Raw genomic sequence first — 18,183 nt, forward strand, 5'->3', positions numbered from 1 at the left:
GCTGTAGGCCGGCTCTGTAGGTGGGTGGGGGTGCGCCGGGCTCATGATGAGCCGGGCGCACCCCCTCGCGTTCCGGTCCACAGCCGTCGGCAGGCCAGCAGGGCGGCGGCGAGCAGAAGGCCGTTTCTGACCGCCATCACCAGACAGCCCAGCGGCGTCACGGCCATGACGTCCAGATACAGCACCGGATAGCCGACGGCGCTGAGGACGGTCGCGGGGAGCAGCAGCAGGGCGACCGGGCGCTGCGTCGTTTCCCGGCAGGTGAGACAGACCGCGGCCAGGCCCAGCAGCCAGATCAGATACTGCGGGCTGATCACCCGGCTGGTGACGGTGAAGAGGAGTACGGCCGTCAGCGCCGCGTCGAAGGGGGTGGCCGCTGTCCAGTGTCCGGCGCGTACTCGCCAGAGGAGCAGCCAGCAGAAGGCCGAGGCGGTCAGCAGCAGGGCCGCCAGGGATACGGCCGCCACATGCGGGCCGGTGAACTCGAAGGCGCCGTAACGGTATTCGACCCGGCCGGACCAGCCCGCCAGCCGCGCCAGGGAGAGCGCGGTGCCGCCGAGCGACTCGATCTGGATGCCCCGGCCGCCCTGCTGGCGCAGAAAGTCCAGCGGGCGTTCGAAGTTCAGGGCGAGGACGCCCAGCAGTACGAGGGCGCCGGCTGCCGCGGAGGTCCAGGCGGCGCGGGTGGTACGGCCGCGGGGGGTGCCCAGCAGGGTCAGCGCCGGCCAGACCTTCACCATCGCGCCGAGCCCGGCCAGTGCCCCGCCGGTGCGCGGATGGCGGCGTACGGCGAGCAGCGCGAGGACGGCGAGGGCGGTGGCCTGGACGTCGTACCGTACGAGAGGGGTGTGCAGCAGCAGCGGTAGGCCGCCCACCCAGAGCCACGCCCCGGCGGCCGAGGATCCGGCCGGGCGGCCGGCCCGTACCAGCGCGAAGGTGATGACCGCGTCGGAGAGCAGGGCCAGGACGACGAACGCCTGGAAGAAGGTCAGCCAGGGCAGCAGCACGGGCGAGAGCAGTACGGCCCCGGCGCCGGGCGGGTACTGCCAGGTCGCGTCGTCGACGGGGAAGGAGCCCAGCTTGAGCTGCTCGTACCAGTGCCGGTAGACGCCGTGCACCTCGCGGCCGACCGCGCCCACGCCGAGGGTGTCGTGAAGGATCAGATGGAGCATCGCGAGCCGGCTCAGGGCCCAGCCGGTCCAGACGGCGGGGGTGGACCAGATGGCCCACGAGGACCAGGCGGACCATGAGGACCAGGTGGCCCAGGCGAGGAGCGCGCCGGGGCCGGGTGGACCGATCGGGATCTCCTCGGTACGGGAAGAAGCGCGCGGCGGAGCGGGTGTACGGGCGGGAGCGCGGGCGGGCGTGGGCTCGGGGGTGTCGGCTGTGCCGGTCGGCGGGTTTGTCATCGACCGGCACCCTAGCCCGCTTTGTCACCCTTTATTGGGGCTCTTCCACTCGGGTACTTCGTCGTCCAGGGGCCCTCGTGCTCGATCCAGGGCCCCCGCGCATGTTCGGGCTCCTTCGTGCCGCCCGCTGCTTCCCGCTACTTCTTCTTGGACGTGAACTCCTCGTAGGCCGCGACGACCTGCGCCGCCGGGCCGTCCATCCGCAGCGTCCCCGACTCCAGCCAGAGCGCCCTGTCACACGTTTCGGTGATCGTCTTGTTGCTGTGGCTGACGAGGAAGACCGTCCCGGCCTCCTCGCGCAGTTCCGCGATGCGTTCCTGGCTGCGGCGCTGGAACTTCGCGTCGCCGGTGGAGAGCGCCTCGTCGATCAGCAGGACCTCATGGCTCTTGGCGGCGGCGATCGAGAAGCGCAGCCGGGCGCCCATGCCCGAGGAGTAGGTCCGCATCGGCAGGGAGATGAAGTCTCCCTTCTCGTTGATCCCGGAGAACTCCACGATGGCGTCGTAGCGTTCACGGATCTGCTCGCGCGACATGCCCATGGCCAGCCCGCCGAGGATGACATTGCGCTCGCCGGTCAGATCGCTCATCAGGGCCGCGTTGACCCCGAGAAGCGAGGGCTGGCCCCGGGTGAAGACCTTGCCCCGGGTCGGCGGGAGCAGTCCCGCGACCGCCTTGAGCAGGGTCGACTTGCCCGAGCCGTTGGAGCCGATCAGACCGATCGCCTCGCCCTTGTACGCCGCGAAGCTGACACCCCGTACGGCATGGACCTGGCGGGCGCCCGGGGTGGCCCGGCGGGAGGCGATCCGGCTCAGGGCGGAGGTGGCGCTGCCGCGCCCGCCCCGGGTGCCATGGACCGTATAGGTGATGTGGACCCCGTCGGCGACAACGGTGGGGACGCGTTCGGCGACGGCGGGGGTGTGTCCCGTGTCGGCGGGGATGCGGTCAGCCACGTCCGTACTCCTCCTCGGCCTTCCAGAAGAACAGGAACCCGCCGACTCCGGCGAGCAGCGCCCAGCCGACGGCGACGGCCCAGACATGCGGGGGCAGCCGGGCGGCGGTGAAGCTGTCGATGAGCGCGAAGCGCGTCAGGTCGATGTAGACGGCGGCCGGATTGCACTCCAGGGCCACCGTGACGGCATGCGGCAGCCGGCCGTTGCCGGCCACCTTGTCGACGCTCCACATCACGCCCGACGTGTACATCCAGGTGCGCAGGACGAAGGGCATGAGCTGGGAGATGTCCGGGGTCCTGGCCGCCAGCCGCGCCACGGCCATCGAGACCCCGGTGCTGAAGAGCGACTGGAGCGCCAGCGCCGGCACGATCAGCAGCCAGCTCGGCTTGGGGTACTCGCCGAAGCAGATCAGGATCACCGCCAGCGCGCCCAGGGAGAAGAGAAGTTGCTGGAGCTGCTGGAGGGCGAGGGCGACCGGCAGGGCGGCGCGCGGGAAGTGGAGGGCCCGTACGAGACCGAGGTTGCCGGAGATCGCGCGGGTGCCCGCCATGATCGAACTGGAGGTGAAGGTCCAGATGAAGACGCCTGTGACCAGGAACGGCACAAAGTCCGGCACACCGTTCTTGGTGCCGAGCAGCACTCCGAAGATGAAGTAGTAGACCGTCGCGTTGAGCAGCGGGGTCATGATCTGCCAGAGCTGGCCGAGCTTGGCCTGGCTGTACTGGGCGGTCAGCCGGGCGGTGGCGAAGGCGGTGATGAAGTGACGCCGGGACCAGAGGCCGCGCAGATACGCGGGCAGGGTGGGGCGGGCGCCGCTCACGGTCAGCCCATGGCGGCGGGCGAGGGCGCCGAGGTCGGTCTCGGCGGCCGCGCCGGGCGCCTGGTCGAGGAGGGGCAGGAGGTCCGGATCCGGGACCGGTGCGGTCGGTGCGATCGGCTGGCTCACGGAGATGTCGGCTTTCGGCGGTGGCTGGGGGCATATGTGCGTACCGGTGTACGCGGGTACGCGCCGCGCGCTGCGAGGCGGGACAGGGCGGGGCGCCGTAGGAGGACGGGCGCTTACGGGATGCTTGCGTCGGGACGGATCCGTATCGTCGCAACGCCCAAGGTAGGACGGAGTACGCCGGAACGCAACCGTCTCGTCGTGACGCCACGGTCACGCTATGCTCGGTGTTCATGACCACGGACCCCCGCACCTCACGCCGCGTCCCCGCGGGAGCCGCCGTTCTCCGGGAGGATGTGACCGACGCCATCCGCGCCGCCGTCTTCGAGGAACTGGCCGCGGTCGGGTTCGCCCGGATGTCCATCGAGGGCATCGCGCGCCGGGCCGGGGTCGGCAAGACCGCCGTCTACCGGCGCTGGAAGTCCAAGCTGGCGCTCGTCCTCGATCTGGTCTCGGCCTTCGCGTCGCAGGGGCTGCCCGCCCCCGCGACCGGTTCCCTGTACGGCGATGTGCGCGCCCTGCTCGAAGTGGCCTCGCACGCCCTGCGCCACCCGGTGGCCTCGCAGGTCATCCCTGATCTGCTGGTGGAGGCGGCCCGCCAGCCCGAGATCGCCGACGCGATCAGGACGGCGCTGCTCGACGGGCAGCGGGGCATCGCGGCGGTGATCGTCCGGGAGGCGGTCGAACGCGGCGAACTCCCCGAGGGGGCCGACGCCGACCGGGCGCTGGATCTGATCGTCGGGCCGCTCTACTGGCGGCTGGTGGTCGTACGGGGCGGTCTGCCCAAGGGGTATCTGGACGACCTGGCGGCCTCGGCGGTGGCGGCGCTGAGCCGCGCCTGACGCACCTGACGCACCTGACGCACCGAAAAGTACGCGGAAGCCACTACGTGTACGTACGCGGAACCTACGCGTACGTACCGGAACGCACGCGTACGTACGCGGACTTACGCGCAACGCACCCGGGCCGGCCCCTCGGCCCCTGACACAGAACACGGAAGAGGGCCGGTCGTCCCGCGACCGGCCCTCCCCGTTTCTCAGCCCAGGGCTACTTGACGGCTCCCGCCATCACGCCCGTCACGAACTGCCGCTGGAACGCGAAGAACACGACCAGCGGAATCACCATCGAGACAAAGGCGCCGGGCGCCAGGACATCGATGTTGTTGCCGAACTGGCGTACCTGCTGCTGAAGCGCGACCGTGATCGGCGGGCTCTCCGAGTCCGCGAAGATCAGCGCGACCAGCATGTCGTTCCAGACCCAGAGGAACTGGAAGATGCCGAGCGAGGCGATCGCGGGGCCGCCCAGCGGCATCACGACCCGCGCGAACAGCCGTATCTCGCCCGCCCCGTCGAGCCGGGCGGCCTCCAGCAGCTCCTTCGGGATCTCCGCGAAGAAGTTGCGCAGCAGGAAGATCGCGAAGGGGAGGCCGAAGGAGACATGGAAGATGATCACGCCGAAGGTCGTCTCGAAGATGCCGATGGCGCCGAACAGCTTCGAGACCGGTACGAGCGCGACCTGCACCGGCACCACCAGCAGCCCCACGACCACCAGGAACCACCAGTCGCGGCCGGGGAACTCCATCCACGCGAAGGCGTATCCGGCGAGCGAGCCGATCACCACGACCAGGACCGTCGAGGGGACGGTGATCAGGATCGTGGAGAGCAGGGAGTTGGTGATGGTGTCGTTGTCGAGGAGCTGCGCGTAGTTCTCGGTGGTGAGCTGGGCCGGGGCCGTGAAGATCTGCCACCAGCCGCTCGCCGCGATGTCCGAGGAGTCGCGCAGCGAGGAGAGCAGCAGTCCGATGGTCGGCATCAGCCAGAACAGGCCGACGAGGACCAGGAAGATCCGCATGGCCCCGCCGCCCGCGCGGGCGGCGATCCGGCCGGCGAGGGACTGCCGCGCCTTGACCGGCTGTTCGCTCCGGCCGTTCGCGGCCACCGGGACCGTCTGAGCGTCCGTGGTCACCGGCGGGCCTCCTTTCGCATGCGCCTGACGTTGCTGTGCTGTCCCGGGGGCGACCCCGGACCCCCGGCAGTGTGCGGGGGCGGGGAGACGGGCGGCGTTCACCGGCGGGTCTCCCTTCGCATGCGTCTGACGTTGAAGAGCATCACCGGGATCACCAGCAGGAGCAGCAGTACGGCGATGGCGCTGCCCACGCCGAGATCCGCGTCCGTGCCGAACGACGAGCGGTAGAGCTGGAGCGCCAGCACATTCGCGTCGTCCTGCGACGAGCCCGGGGCGATGATGAAGACCAGGTCGAAGATCTTCAGCACATTGATCATCAGCGTGACCATCACGACCGCGAGGACCGGTGCCAGCAGCGGTACGGTGATCCGCCGGAAGACCTGCCACTCGTTCGCGCCGTCCACCCGCGCGGCTTCCATGAGTTCGCGGGGCACGCTCGCCAGCCCCGCCGCGATCAGCACCATCGCGAACCCGGCCCACATCCACAGATAGCTGCCGATGATCGCCGGGGTGACCAGGGAGGGGCCGAGCCAGTCCACGCCGTTGTACGGCTCCCTGAAGTTGGCCTCGGGGAGTCTGAGCTGCGCTCCGTCCGCGGCCGCGGGGAGGCTGAACGTACCGTCGGCGGCGGCCTTCGCCGAGGCCACGACCTTGCCGTCCTTGACCGCCTCCACCGTGATGCCCGGGAGGCCCAGCTCCTGGGTGTCGATGGCATTGGGCTTGCCGCCGCCGCCCTTGGTGAAGTCCAGCCAGGCGGTGCCGGTGACCCGGCCGTCCTCCGCCGCGGGCGCCTTGGCGGGCACCGCGTCGGAGGGCATCTTCGCGGGCGGCACGCCGACCAGCGGGAGCTGGACCACGCTGCCCGCGCTCACGGGCTCCTTGGTGATGAACGCGCCGCCGCCCGCCGGCTTCAGCGGATGGACCGGCAGCGGATGGGCGTTGGGGAAGCCCGCCGACTCGTTGAAGGTGTCGTGCACGCCGACCCAGACCGCGTTGGCGACGCCGCGGTCGGGGTCCTGCTCGTACACCAGCCGGAAGATGATGCCCGCGGCGAGCATCGAGATCGCCATCGGCATGAAGACGATCAGCTTGAACGCCGTGCCCCAGCGCACCCGTTCGGTGAGTACGGCGAAGATCAGCCCGAGCGCGGTGGCGACTGTGGGCGCCACCACCACCCAGATCGCGTTGTTCTGGACCGCGGTCAGGATGGTGTCGTTGGTGAAGATCTCCACATAGTTGTCGAGGCCGGCGAAGCTGTCGCCGGACTTGTCGAAGAACGACCGGTAGACCGAGAACCCGATGGGGTAGACCACGAGCGCGCCGAGCAGTACCAGCGCGGGCAGCAGAAAGCCGGCCGCGACGAGTTTACGTGTGCCTGTCACGCTCTTGCGTTTGCCTGGACCGGGGGGCACCGGCACGGTGCCCCCCGTCGCCGCCGTTGTCACCGCGTCAGCTCTGGTACGCCTTGGCCGCGTCCGACTCCAGCTTCTGCTGGGCGCCCGCGACATCCTTCGGGTTCTTCAGGAAGTCCTGGAGCGCCTTCCACTCGCCCTTGCCGGGCGTACCGCCGAACGACTGCGGCATCTGGTCCGACATGTCGAAGCGGACGTTGTCGCCCGCGGCGATCAGGGCCTCGGCGATACCGCGCTGCACCTCGTTCGGGTACGAGGCGGAGTCCAGGGACTTGTTCGGCGAGATGAAGCCGCCCGCCTCCGCCCAGATCCGCGCGGCGTCCGTCGACGCCAGGAACGTCAGCAGCGCCTGGGCGCCCTTGCTGTCCTTGAGTGCCACGGCCGCGTCGCCGCCGGTCACCACCGGAGCCTCGGGGCCCACCGCCGGGAACGGGAAGACCTTGGCGTCCGTACCGATCTTGGCCTCGGTCTCGGCGATGTTGACGCCGACGAAGTCACCCTCGAAGACCATCGCGGCCTTGGGCTGGTCGCCGCCGGTGAAGGTCTGGGTGACGGAGGCGGGGAACTCGGTCTGGAGCGCGCCGTCCGCGCCGCCCGCGATCAGGTTCGGCTTGCCGAAGAGCTGGCCGAGGGTGGTGAGGGCGTCCCGCACGGAGCCGTCGGTCCACTTGATCTCGTGCTTGGCGAGCTGGTCGTACTTCTCCGGGCCCGCCTGGGAGAGATAGATGTTCTCGAACCAGTCGGTGAGGGTCCAGCCGTCCGCGCCGCCGACCGAGACCGGGGTGACGCCCGACGCCGATATGGTCTCGGCCGTCGTCAGGAAGTCGGGCCAGGTCGCCGGGACCGAGGCGCCGGCGTTCTCGAACGCGGCGTTGTTGTACCAGACCAGCGACTTGTTGGCGGCCTTGAAGTACACGCCGTACTGCTCGCCGCCCACCGAGCCGAGGTCCTGCCACACCTTGCCGTAGTTCTTGGCGAGCTGGGCCTTCGCCTCGGCACCGGCCGGCTTGGCCCACTGCTTCTCGACGGCCTGCTGGATCGCGCCGACCTGCGGCAGCATCGCCACGTCCGGCGGACTGCCGCCGGCGATCTTCGTACCGAGGAAGTTGACGATCGGGTCCTGCGCGGGGACGAAGGTGACCTTCGCTCCGGTCCGCTTCTCGAACTCCGTCAGGACCTTGGTGAAGTTCTCCTGCTCGGGGCCGGTCCAGACCGCGGCGACCTGGATGGTCTCGCCCTTGAGCTGGGGCAGTTGGACGGTGGCCGCCGGCTCCTTGCTCGCGGCGCTGTCCGAGCCCTTGTCGTCGCCCGAGTCGCTGCTGCAGCCTGTGAGCGCCAGGGCGCCGGCGGCGACGGCCGCCACGGCGGCCCTGCGGGTGCCGAGTCTCCCGGCGCCAAGAACCTTGCGTGCCCTACGAGTTGTACCCATCACTGCCCCGTCTCTGTCCGAGTGCGTACGGATCTACGCGTGTGGAACGGCTTCGCGGCCGTGACGTGGCGGCGCTGCTCTCGTCCCGTGCGGACAGTCCTACGCCGGGTGATCTGCTGTCGCAATACTGTTACCGGCGTCAACTCCTTGATCGTGATGGGCTCGTGACGTGCCGCTGAGGACGTAAAGGGATCTTCAGGGTTTCCGGGATGAGCGCCTCAGGATTTGCGGGACGGACGGGGGACGGTCAGGAGATGCTCACGGGTGAGCCGGGGTCAGCGGTGCGACCGGGACGGCGTCCACCGAACGCGCGGCCCGGTCCAGCGCGCTGGCGAGCAGGGCGAGATCCGTCGGTCCGTTGCCCAGCTCCCTGACCGGCCGGCGGGCGGGCGGATCGCCCATCCGCTCCCACTCCAGCACCACGACGGTGGGCCGTTGCGTGGCCGTACGGGGGATACGGCCGGTGACCCGGCCGCCCTGGAACGGGGTGACCCGGCCGTCCGGATGCCCCAGCCGGCCGCGGCCCGGCGCCGGATCGTCGGGGGAGGGCGCGACGGGCGGGGCGTCCAGCACGACCCGCAGCCGGGCGCCCTGCGCCAGTTCGGTGTCGACGGTACGGTCGGGGCGCGCCGAGGCGGCGACCAGATGTACGCCGAGACGCTCGCCGTCCCTGGCCACGGCCTCCAGGGCCCGTACGACCGAACCGGCCGCCGGGCGGCCCGGGCTGCCGAGCGCGGGCGCGACGAGTGCGTCGAAGTCGTCGACGAGCACGACGAGTCGGGGGAGGGGGGCGGGGCGCCGTCCGTGGCCGTGGCCGGGGCTCCCGGCGGCGGTACGGAGCCGGACCGCGCCCCGGGCGGCGGCTTCGGGGTCGGCGTGCGTCCCGTCCTGCTGCTGCTCGGGCAGATCGGCGCGGGACTCGGCGCGGCGCGGGGAGCGCTGCTCGGGGCCGGCCTGCGCGTGGCGGCCGGACGGCCGGTCGGGGTCCGGGGCGTACGAGCCGACGGGGGCGTCGACGCCAGGGGTGCGCCGACTGGTCGCCGGGTCCGGGCCCGGGGCGCGCTGATCGGTCAACCGGTCGGTGCCGACGCCGCGTTGACCGGGAAAACGATCGGGGAACCGGTCTGGGAACCGGTCCGCGCCGGGCGTGCGCCGGCCGGTCGGGCCGTCGCCGCTCGCAGTGCGCTGGTCCGCGAACCGGTCGATGGCCGGGCCACGTTGGTCGGCCGGGCCATCGGCGCCCGGGGCGTGCCGGCCGGTCAACTGATCGGAGCCGGGGGCGTGCCGGCCGATCGGCGCGTCGGCGTTCGGGTCGCGCCGGCCGGCCGAGCGGTCCGTACCGGCACCGCGCTGGCCGGTCGGCCGGTCCGGGGCCTCGCGTACGTCCTGGGCGGCGCGTACGTCCTGGGCCGCGCCCCATTCGCGGTGCCACTCCGCGAAGTCGGACCGGCCCAGCAGTTCGGCGCGGCGCTTCAGCTCGGCACCCAGTGCCTGGGCGAACTCGCGCATTCTGACCGGGTCGGAGGCGATCAAGTGCTCGGTCACATGCGGCAGTTCCGTACAGGCCGAGAGGCCCTCGCCGCGCTCGCCGCCCGCGCCGTCGACCAGCAGCAGCCCCAGCCGGTCGGGCGGACCCGCGGCGGCCAGCGAGGCGGCGACGGACCGCAGCAGTTCCGTACGGCCGCTGCCGGGCGGGCCCTCGATCAGCAGATGCGGGCCTTCCTCGGTCAGATCGACGCTGAGCGGGCCGCGCGGCCCGGCGCCGAGGACGGCCGTACAGTCGCCCGTACGGTCCGCCGCCGACGCCCAACGCGCCATCAGCGACGCCGGGGTGGCCCGCGCCAGTCCCAGCTCGTCGAGCAGCCTGGCCGACCGGGGCAGCACCGCCGCGGGACGGCTCCTGGCGCTGCCCGCCGCCGCGCGCAGCGGTGCCAGCGCCCGCCCGAACCGCTCGGCCCAGGCCGCCGACACCGCGTCCACCACCGCGACCGTGCCATGCCCCGTCGGCTGCCCCACGGACGTACGGAGCAGCCGCAGCGTGGTGGCCACATCACCGCTCAGCAGGGCGACCGCGCCGCACTCACGGAACGGGAGCGAGGCCGCGCACGCCGTCTCGTACATCGCGGCGATCGGCGACAGCGGTGAGGCGGCCGGGGTCTCGGTGAGACAGAGCAGATGGATCCCGGCGGCGGCCCCCGCCCCCGCGAGCTGCGCCGTCGACTCGCGCAGCGCGGCGGAACCGGGATCGCCGTCGACGATCACCAGGGTGTACGGGCCGTCGTGGCGGGCCGCCGCCTCCGTGATGGTCCAGGGATCGGCCGAGGCCCAGCCGGTGCCCAGTGGGCCGTCGTCGAGCCGGCGGGCCAGCTCGGCCGTCCTGGCCGCCGCCTGGTCACGGTCGAAGGCGAGCAGCAGCCGGCAGTCCTGGCCGTGCGCGGGCCGGACATGGGGGAGCCAGCCGAGCCAGCCCCAGTCGGCCCGGCGCTCGTCCAGGGTGCGCGTCCGGTCCGCACTGATCAGGACGATCTCCAGATCGGCGGGGGAGTGCAGCGCGGCGAGCTGTGCCACGGCCCAGCGGGCCATGCCGCTGATCCGCTCCCGGGGGCCCGCCAGGGCGAGCGAACCGGCCTCGCGCAGACAGACCGTCACCGGCGCGGCGGCGGCCGGGCGGTCCGCGGTGCCCAGCCGGACGACCAGGGCGTCCGGGTGGCGGCTGTCCCGCTCCCAGAGCCTTGGGCCCGGACCGAGCGCGGTCAGCAGCACGGCGGCCGGGTCCGGACAGGTCTCGGGCCGGCCCTGCCCCGCCGCTCCGGCCGCGCTCCCGGGTCCGTCCGCCCCGGCTCCGGCGGGCTCCTCGTCCCGCCCGCCGGCGAGCCGTCGCGCCCAGGCGCCTATCCCGCCCCGCCGCCGGGCCGCGGCCTCGGGCGCCTCGGTCCCCCGAGGGGGCGTCCCCTGCCGCCGGGCGCCGCCCGTACGGCTGTGCCCCTGCGGCCCGTCGTTCCCGGAACCGGCCCCGGCCCCGGTGCCGTACGGGGTGCCCGCATGGCGGGCGTGGTCATCGGCGGCACCCGCGCCGCCCCGCGCCGGGACACCGGAACCGGGCCCGCCGAGGCCGTGCCCGTACGAGGTGTTGTCGGCGGGTCCGGGGCCGCTGCGCCAGGAGGTGTCGTCGTCGGGTCCGGTGCCCGCCGGCCAGGCGGAGCCGTTTGCCCGGCCCGCGCCCCTGTTCCCGTACGGCGGTCCGTCGGCCGCTCCCGCGCCCGACGGTGCTTGCCCCGGGTGTCCCGTGCCGGACTGCCCGTACGGGGTGCTGTCGGCCGGGCCTCCGCCGCCCTGCCATACGGCGCCGTCGTCCGGTCCGGTGCCCGTGTGCTCGTACGGCGTGCTGTCGCCCGGAGCCGCGCCCGGGTGCCGGGACGGCGTGACCTCCGACGGGTCCGGGGTGGCGGCCCTGGTGTGGGAGTCGTCCGACGGCGGGGGGTCCATACGGCCGCGGAAGCCGTAGTGGGTGTCGGCGCTGCGAGGGTCGGGGACCCGGGGGGCGCCCGGCGGGTTGCCGTACTGGGGGCCCAGGACCCGGCTCGACGCGCCCGCCGGGACCGAGCCGCCGTAAGCGCGCGCCGTATGACTTTCGCCACGTCCCTGGCCGTCATGTCCCCGGCCGTCACTCGCTCGTCCGTCACGCGCCTGGTCGCCGCGGACCGTCCCGTCCTGCCCCGCCTCGCGCAGGCCGCTGCCGTACTGCGGGCCCGGTGAGGCGCCCTCCGGGCCGTACTCCGAGCCGTCCGTACCGAATCCGCCCGTGCCGTACGCGCCCGTCGTCGGCCCGCTCCCCGGCACGGCGGCCGGACCGCCCGCCCCCGGAGAACCCGAACCCGGACCCGGACCCGCACCCGACGACCCCGTGGGCCCGTCCGTCCGGGCGATCCGCAAGTGGCCCTCGCCGTCCGGCGCCGTGGGCAGTACGGGCGGCCGCTCGCCCGAGGTGAGCCGCAGCACCGACTCGCCGAGCCGCAGCAGCGCGCCGGGCGGCAGCGGGACCGGGCGCTCGCCGACGGCCGCGCCCTCCAGCGTCGTACCGTTCGTGGAGCCCAGGTCCGCCACCGACACCCGGCCGTCGTCCCCGACCGTCACCGCGCAGTGGATCCGTGACACGTCCGGGTCGTCCAGCGGTACGTCCGCGTCGGCGGAGCGGCCGATCCTGATCCGCCCGCCGTGCAGCAGATGCACCCCGCCCGCGTCCGGCCCCGCCACCACATGGAGCTGCGCGGGCGCGTCGTCCGCCGGCGTGTCGTCCTCCCCCGGGACCTGGAGCGAGAGCACCGCTCCGTCGATCAGCGGCGGCTCGCCGAGCGTGCGGCGCTGGGCGTCGAGCCGCTCCCTGCCCGCGTACAGGACGACCGCGCCCGGGACGTCCGGGCCGGAGACGGCGGTGGCGAGGCCGGAGGCGACGGCGGCCAGCGCCGTCCCGGCCGGTGCGGTGACGAGCACATCGCACGCGCGCGCGGCGGCATGCCCGCCGTGCGGAGCGAGGACGGTCAGCCGGATCTGCATCGCCGTCAGCGGTCCCTTCTGCGCGGCGTGCCCGGCAGGGGAACTGCCCTGAGTCTCTTCCCCCCACCACGCACCGACGCGTCGCCCGGTACAGGTCGGCACGGACGGCGCGGCCCCCCGCCACACCTTCGCGTGCTGGGGGCATCCTCGCACCTGCCACTGACAACACGCCCGGCGGCCGACGCCAAGTGATCTTGAATAGTCGGCTGTTGGCGCAAAAGTACCTGCTTGAATGTCGCTTCGGGGCAGCTTGTGATCATCTGCGAACCATTCCGACCTGCTGTTCGGCAACCGTCCGCGCTATGTGAGCGTCTTGTCTCCGAACACGACCGGAGTGGGAGCGGAAGATGACCGACCGGTGATCCGCCCGCTGATCCGCTCGGTGACCCGTTCGGGCGGTCTAAAGTGGGTCGCAGGCCCGGGGCGCCCGGGGCAGTGACCCGACCCACACCAGCAGGGAGCGCATGACGTGCGGCCGGTAGGCAGCAAGTACCTGCTCGAGGAGCCGCTCGGCCGCGGCGCCACGGGCACCGTCTGGCGCGCCCGTCAGCGCGAGACCGCGGGCGCCGAGGCGGCCGTGGCCGGCCAGCCGGGCGAGACCGTCGCGATCAAGGTCCTCAAGGAGGAGCTGGCGAACGACGCGGATGTCGTGATGCGCTTCCTGCGCGAGCGCTCCGTACTGCTCCGCCTCACGCACCCCAATATCGTCCGCACCCGCGACCTGGTCGTCGAGGGCGATCTCCTCGCGCTGGTCATGGACCTGGTCGACGGCCCCGATCTGCACCGCTATCTGCGGGACAACGGCCCGCTCTCCCCGGTCGCCGCGGCGCTGCTGACCGCCCAGATCGCGGACGCGCTCGCCGCCAGCCACGCCGACGGCGTCGTGCACCGGGACCTCAAGCCCGCCAACGTCCTCCTCAAGGACGACAACGGCCGGATGCACCCGATGCTCACCGACTTCGGCATCGCGCGCCTCGCGGACTCCCCGGGCCTGACCCGTACGCACGAGTTCGTCGGCACCCCCGCCTATGTCGCGCCGGAGTCCGCCGAGGGCCGCCCGCAGACCTCCGCCGTCGACATCTACGGTGCGGGCATCCTGCTGTACGAACTGGTCACCGGCCGTCCGCCGTTCGCGGGCGCGACCGCGCTGGAGGTGCTCCACCGCCATCTCAGCGAGGAGCCCCGCCGCCCCACCACCGTGCCCGAGCCGCTGTGGACGGTCATAGAGCGCTGTCTGCGCAAGGACCCCGCCCAGCGGCCCAGCGCCGAGAACCTCGCCCGTGGACTGCGAACCGTCGCCGCCGGGGTCGGGGTGCACTCCACCCCCGCCCAGGTCGACGCCGCGCTGGGGGTCGGCGCGCTGCTCGCGCCCGACCCGGCTCCCGCGCCGGTGCCCGACCTGCCCGGCGCCGCCGACCCCACGCAGGTCCTGCCGGGCAACGCGGGCTCGTACGATCCGAACGCGGCCACCAGCGTCCTGCCCTCCTCCGGAGCGGGTCCCGGTTTCGGCGGGGCCCCGGGCGCCGCCGACCCGACCGCGGTGATGCCGCCCGTACCGCCGCGCCCCGACGGGACCCCCGAGCCGGAGAGCCCGCACCCCTGGCAGACCCAGCTCAGGGCCGCGCGCGACCGCAACGAACAGACGCAGGTCCAGTATCTGGACCCGGACCAGGACCCGCTGCGCCGCCGTCCGCAGCGCCCGCAGGCGCCCCGGCAGCAGCAGCCCCCGCCGCCCGTACGCCAGCAGCGCCCTCAGCGGCAGCCGCAGCCGTACGCCCCGCAGCCTCCCCAGCCGCAGCAGCAGCGGTACGCGCCGCCCCCGCAGCAACAGCAGTACGCGCCTCCGCAGCCGCCGCCCCAGCAGCCGGCCCCGCGTCAGCCGCGCCAGCGCGGCGCGAACCCGATGCGGATCCCGGGCCTGGGCTGTCTGAAGGGCTGCCTGTTCACGCTTGTGCTGCTCTTCGTCGCGGGCTGGCTGGTCTGGGAACTGACCCCGCTTCAGGACTGGATCGCCGAGGGCAAGAGCTACTGGTCGGCCATAAGCGACGCGTTTACGACGGTGACCAACTGGATCTCGGAGCTGGGCGGTTCCGACCCGGGCACCGGTTCCGGATCGGGTACGGGTTCCGTCCCCGGACAGTGATTCCGGGCCGGACAGTGACCCCAGGGGTGACAACCCCCGGAACCCGTACGGAACACCCCGATACCCGCGTACTTTGATGGGCAACGCCAGCCGCTGAGGGAGCAGTCTTGGCACGGAATATCGGCAGCCGGTACACCGCCCATCAGATTCTGGGGCGGGGCAGCGCCGGCACGGTGTGGCTCGGCGAGGGGCCCGAGGGACCCGTCGCCATCAAGCTGTTGCGCGAGGACCTCGCCTCCGACCAGGAGCTGGTCGGGCGCTTCGTACAAGAGCGCACCGCCCTGCTCGGTCTCGACCACCCCCGGGTGGTCGGTGTTCGCGATCTCGTCGTGGACGGCAATGACCTGGCGCTCGTCATGCAGCTCGTCCGCGGTACGGATCTGCGCACCCGGCTGGAGCGCGAGCGCAGGCTCGCCCCGGAGGCCGCGGTCGCGATCATCGCCGATGTCGCCGACGGCCTCGCCGCCGCGCACGCCGCCGGGGTCGTCCACCGCGATGTCAAGCCGGAGAACATCCTGCTCGACATGGAGGGCCCGCTCGGCCCGGGCGGCGCGCACCCCGCGCTGCTCACCGACTTCGGGGTCGCCAAGCTGATCGACACCCCGCGGCGCACCAAGGCGACCAGGATCATCGGCACCCCCGACTATCTGGCGCCCGAGATCGTCGAGGGCCTGCCGCCGCGCGCGGCCGTCGACATCTACGCGCTGGCCACGGTGCTGTACGAACTGCTCGCCGGCTTCACCCCGTTCGGCGGCGGACACCCCGGGGCCGTGCTGCGCAGGCATGTCACCGAGACCGTCGTCCCGCTGCCCGGGATCCCCGAGGAGCTGTGGCAGCTCCTCGTCCAGTGCCTGGCGAAGGCCCCGGCGTCCCGGCTGCGCGCCTCCGAGCTGGCGGCGCGGCTGCGCGAGCAGCTTCCGACGCTGGCGGGCATCCCCCCGCTGGACGTGGACGAGCCGGACGCGGAACCGGCCGAGCCGACGGCGTACGAGGAGCGGGGGCCGGTGGCGCCCGAGGAGCCGCGCCGCCGCGGCGCGGTCCCGCTGGTCCCCGGCGCGGCACCGGACTCCAACCGGGACACGCATACGAGCATGCGCGTCCCGGGCCCCGACGAACTGGCGGGCGGCGCCCGCGGCACGGCCCGCGCCCCCGCTCCCCGGGCCAGCGCAGGCCGGGCTCGGCCCGCCACAAGGCGGAGACGGTCCGGAAGCGACGGCTCACGCTGGGAGTGGTGGTGGCACTGGTGGTCGTGGCGGTGGCCGCGGGCGGCTGGCTGGTTGTGTTCTCTTAGGGGCTAGGCTGGTGGCGTGGCAGTCGTCGATGTATCCGAAGAGCTGAAGTCCCTCTCCTCGACCATGGGGTCGATCGAGGCCGTCCTGGACCTCGACAAACTGAGGGCCGACATCGCCGTGCTGGAAGAGCAGGCCGCGGCCCCGTCCCTCTGGGACGACCCGGAGGCGGCGCAGAAGATCACCAGTAAGCTCTCGCACCTCCAGGCCGAGGTCCGCAAGACGGAGGCGCTCCGCGGGCGGATCGACGACCTCGAAGTGCTCTTCGAGCTGGCCGAGGCCGAGGACGACCCGGACACCCGGGCCGAGGCCGAGTCCGAGCTGGAGTCGGTGCGCAAGGCGCTGGACGAGATGGAGGTCCGTACGCTCCTGTCCGGCGAGTACGACGAGCGCGAGGCCCTCGTCAATGTCCGCGCCGAGGCGGGCGGCGTCGACGCCGCCGACTTCGCCGAGCAGCTCCAGCGCATGTATCTGCGCTGGGCCGAGCGGCACGGCTACGGCACCGAGGTCTACGAGACGTCGTACGCGGAGGAGGCCGGCATCAAGTCGACCACCTTCGTCGTCAAGGCGCCCTACGCGTACGGCACGCTCTCCGTCGAGCAGGGCACCCACCGGCTCGTCCGTATCTCGCCGTTCGACAACCAGGGCCGCCGTCAGACCTCCTTCGCCGGGGTCGAGGTGCTTCCGGTCGTCGAGTCCAGCGACCATGTCGAGATCGACGAGTCCGAGCTGCGCGTGGATGTCTACCGCGCCTCGGGACCGGGCGGACAGGGCGTCAACACCACGGACTCCGCGGTCCGTATCACGCACATCCCCACCGGCATCGTCGTCTCCTGCCAGAACGAGCGCTCGCAGATCCAGAACAAGGCGAGCGCCATGAACGTCCTCCAGGCGAAGCTGCTCGAACGCCGCCGCCAGGAGGAGCAGGCGAGGATGGACGCGCTCAAGGGCGACGGGGGCAACTCCTGGGGCAACCAGATGCGTTCGTACGTGCTGCACCCCTACCAGATGGTCAAGGACCTGCGGACCGACTTCGAGGTGGGCAATCCGCAGAGCGTGCTCGACGGCGAGATCGACGGTTTCCTGGAAGCGGGAATTCGCTGGCGCAAGCAGCAGGAGAAGTAAACTCACGCTTTGTCGACAAGGGAACTGCCGCCCACGGGGCGGCAGTTCCCTTTTTCGTCACAGTTGCCTCTCCCGCGCGGGACAACTGACGCGATAACGGTCATCGCGCTCGCAACCACCTTGACGCGTATATGAAAAGTGGGAAAGCTGGCGCGCGGCATGCGTAATTCCGAGGCGCGTGAGACCGGGGGCGGAGTACGACCGGACCCCCGTGGCCGCTGCGCCGGGCGCTGCACCGATGACGAATGAGCTACTGGGGGTAGCAAGCAGATGACCAAGAAGACGCGGATCCGCGTGGCACGCGTGGCGGCCGGTGCGGTGATCGCCGCCGGCGCCTCGCTGACCATCGCGGGCGCCGCTCAGGCCGCGGGTATCGGAGTCGACGTCGCGGGTGTCTCCGTCGATGTCGGCCTCACCGGTATCGGCGACGACCCGACCGACACTCCGACGGTGCCGCCGACCGAGATCCCGGACCCTCCCACGGAGGAGCCGCCCACGGAGGAGCCCCCGACCGAGGAGCCCCCCACCGAGGAGCCCCCGACGGAGGAGCCCCCGACCGAGGAGCCGCCGACGGAGGAGCCTCCCACCGAGGAGCCGCCGACGGAGGAGCCCACCGGGGACCCGACCGAGGAGCCCACCGAGGACCCGACCAAGCCCGGTGAGGGCGGCGCTACCGGCGGTAACGGTGGCGGTTCGGGCGACGGCGAGGGCGCGGGCACCTGCACCGTCGACCTCGACGGCGCCGAGTGCGTCGACAACACCGACACCGACAGCGCCGGCTCCCAGCCGGTCCAGCAGGGTTCGGCCAAGGAGGAGCTGGCGGAGACCGGCGCCGCCGAGACCTCGTTCCTGCTGATCGGCGCCGCGACCATGATCGCGGGCGGTATCGGTTTCCGGATGCTGCCGCGTCTGGTGGGCGGTGGCCGTACGGTCGCGTAAGCGCGTACGGACGGCCGGGCCCCCA

Annotated in this window: 11 protein-coding genes and 1 pseudogene; 5 read left to right on the plus strand and 7 right to left on the minus strand. The window is 72.6% G+C overall.

Going from position 1 to position 18,183, the window contains the following annotated elements:
- Positions 1 to 41 precede the first annotated feature (41 nt).
- The 3 genes from KQY30_RS22580 to KQY30_RS22590 all read right to left on the minus strand — a co-directional run bounded on the left by KQY30_RS22580 (position 42) and on the right by KQY30_RS22590 (position 3,257).
- The gene (locus KQY30_RS22580) at positions 42 to 1,409 is read right to left on the minus strand and encodes a glycosyltransferase family 87 protein (protein WP_254407280.1); all 1,368 of its coding nucleotides are present in this window, start codon (positions 1,407 to 1,409) and stop codon (positions 42 to 44) included.
- Positions 1,410 to 1,546: 137 nt separating this feature from the next.
- Positions 1,547 to 2,359: an ABC transporter ATP-binding protein gene (locus tag KQY30_RS22585; RefSeq protein ID WP_254407281.1), complete on the minus strand. Its 813-nt coding sequence runs from the start codon at positions 2,357 to 2,359 to the stop codon at positions 1,547 to 1,549.
- The gene (locus KQY30_RS22590; protein ID WP_254407659.1) at positions 2,352 to 3,257 is read right to left on the minus strand and encodes an ABC transporter permease; all 906 of its coding nucleotides are present in this window, start codon (positions 3,255 to 3,257) and stop codon (positions 2,352 to 2,354) included. The genes KQY30_RS22585 and KQY30_RS22590 overlap by 8 nt, the downstream gene beginning before the upstream one ends.
- A gap of 278 nt (positions 3,258 to 3,535) precedes the next feature.
- On the opposite strand from KQY30_RS22590, the gene KQY30_RS22595 reads away from it, so the two are divergent.
- Positions 3,536 to 4,144 carry a TetR/AcrR family transcriptional regulator gene (locus tag KQY30_RS22595; protein ID WP_217308400.1) on the plus strand — a complete coding sequence of 203 codons (609 nt, stop codon included), beginning with the start codon at positions 3,536 to 3,538 and terminating at the stop codon, positions 4,142 to 4,144.
- 205 nt (positions 4,145 to 4,349) lie between these two features.
- On the opposite strand, the gene KQY30_RS22600 is transcribed toward KQY30_RS22595, so the two are convergent.
- From KQY30_RS22600 to KQY30_RS22615, 4 genes are all read right to left on the minus strand, one after another.
- Complete coding sequence (locus tag KQY30_RS22600; RefSeq protein WP_217311252.1) at positions 4,350 to 5,153, minus strand: carbohydrate ABC transporter permease; 804 nt, start codon at positions 5,151 to 5,153, stop codon at positions 4,350 to 4,352.
- A gap of 212 nt (positions 5,154 to 5,365) precedes the next feature.
- Entirely contained in the window at positions 5,366 to 6,685 is a 1,320-nt protein-coding gene (locus KQY30_RS22605; protein WP_254407282.1) for a carbohydrate ABC transporter permease, read from the minus strand.
- Between the two features lie 31 nt (positions 6,686 to 6,716).
- Complete coding sequence (locus tag KQY30_RS22610; protein ID WP_217308402.1) at positions 6,717 to 8,108, minus strand: ABC transporter substrate-binding protein; 1,392 nt, start codon at positions 8,106 to 8,108, stop codon at positions 6,717 to 6,719.
- A 258-nt stretch (positions 8,109 to 8,366) separates the two neighbouring features.
- Positions 8,367 to 12,662, minus strand: a complete 4,296-nt coding sequence (locus tag KQY30_RS22615; RefSeq protein WP_217308403.1) for an FHA domain-containing protein — start codon at positions 12,660 to 12,662, stop codon at positions 8,367 to 8,369.
- Between the two features lie 469 nt (positions 12,663 to 13,131).
- Here KQY30_RS22615 and KQY30_RS22620 point away from each other — a divergent pair, with 469 nt between their 5' ends.
- The 4 genes and pseudogenes from KQY30_RS22620 (at position 13,132) to KQY30_RS22635 (ending at position 18,158) form a co-directional block, all read left to right on the plus strand.
- Positions 13,132 to 14,805: a serine/threonine-protein kinase gene (locus KQY30_RS22620; RefSeq protein WP_217308404.1), complete on the plus strand. Its 1,674-nt coding sequence runs from the start codon at positions 13,132 to 13,134 to the stop codon at positions 14,803 to 14,805.
- 107 nt (positions 14,806 to 14,912) lie between these two features.
- A pseudogene (locus KQY30_RS22625) lies at positions 14,913 to 16,096 on the plus strand (serine/threonine-protein kinase).
- 16 nt (positions 16,097 to 16,112) lie between these two features.
- Entirely contained in the window at positions 16,113 to 17,219 is a 1,107-nt protein-coding gene (gene prfB, locus KQY30_RS22630) for a peptide chain release factor 2 (protein ID WP_217308405.1), read from the plus strand.
- 270 nt (positions 17,220 to 17,489) lie between these two features.
- Positions 17,490 to 18,158, plus strand: coding sequence for an LPXTG cell wall anchor domain-containing protein (locus KQY30_RS22635; RefSeq protein WP_217308406.1), 669 nt, complete (start codon positions 17,490 to 17,492; stop codon positions 18,156 to 18,158).
- Positions 18,159 to 18,183 lie beyond the last annotated feature (25 nt).

Source organism: Streptomyces sp. GMY02 (assembly GCF_019056675.1).
Lineage (GTDB): Bacteria > Actinomycetota > Actinomycetes > Streptomycetales > Streptomycetaceae > Streptomyces > Streptomyces odonnellii.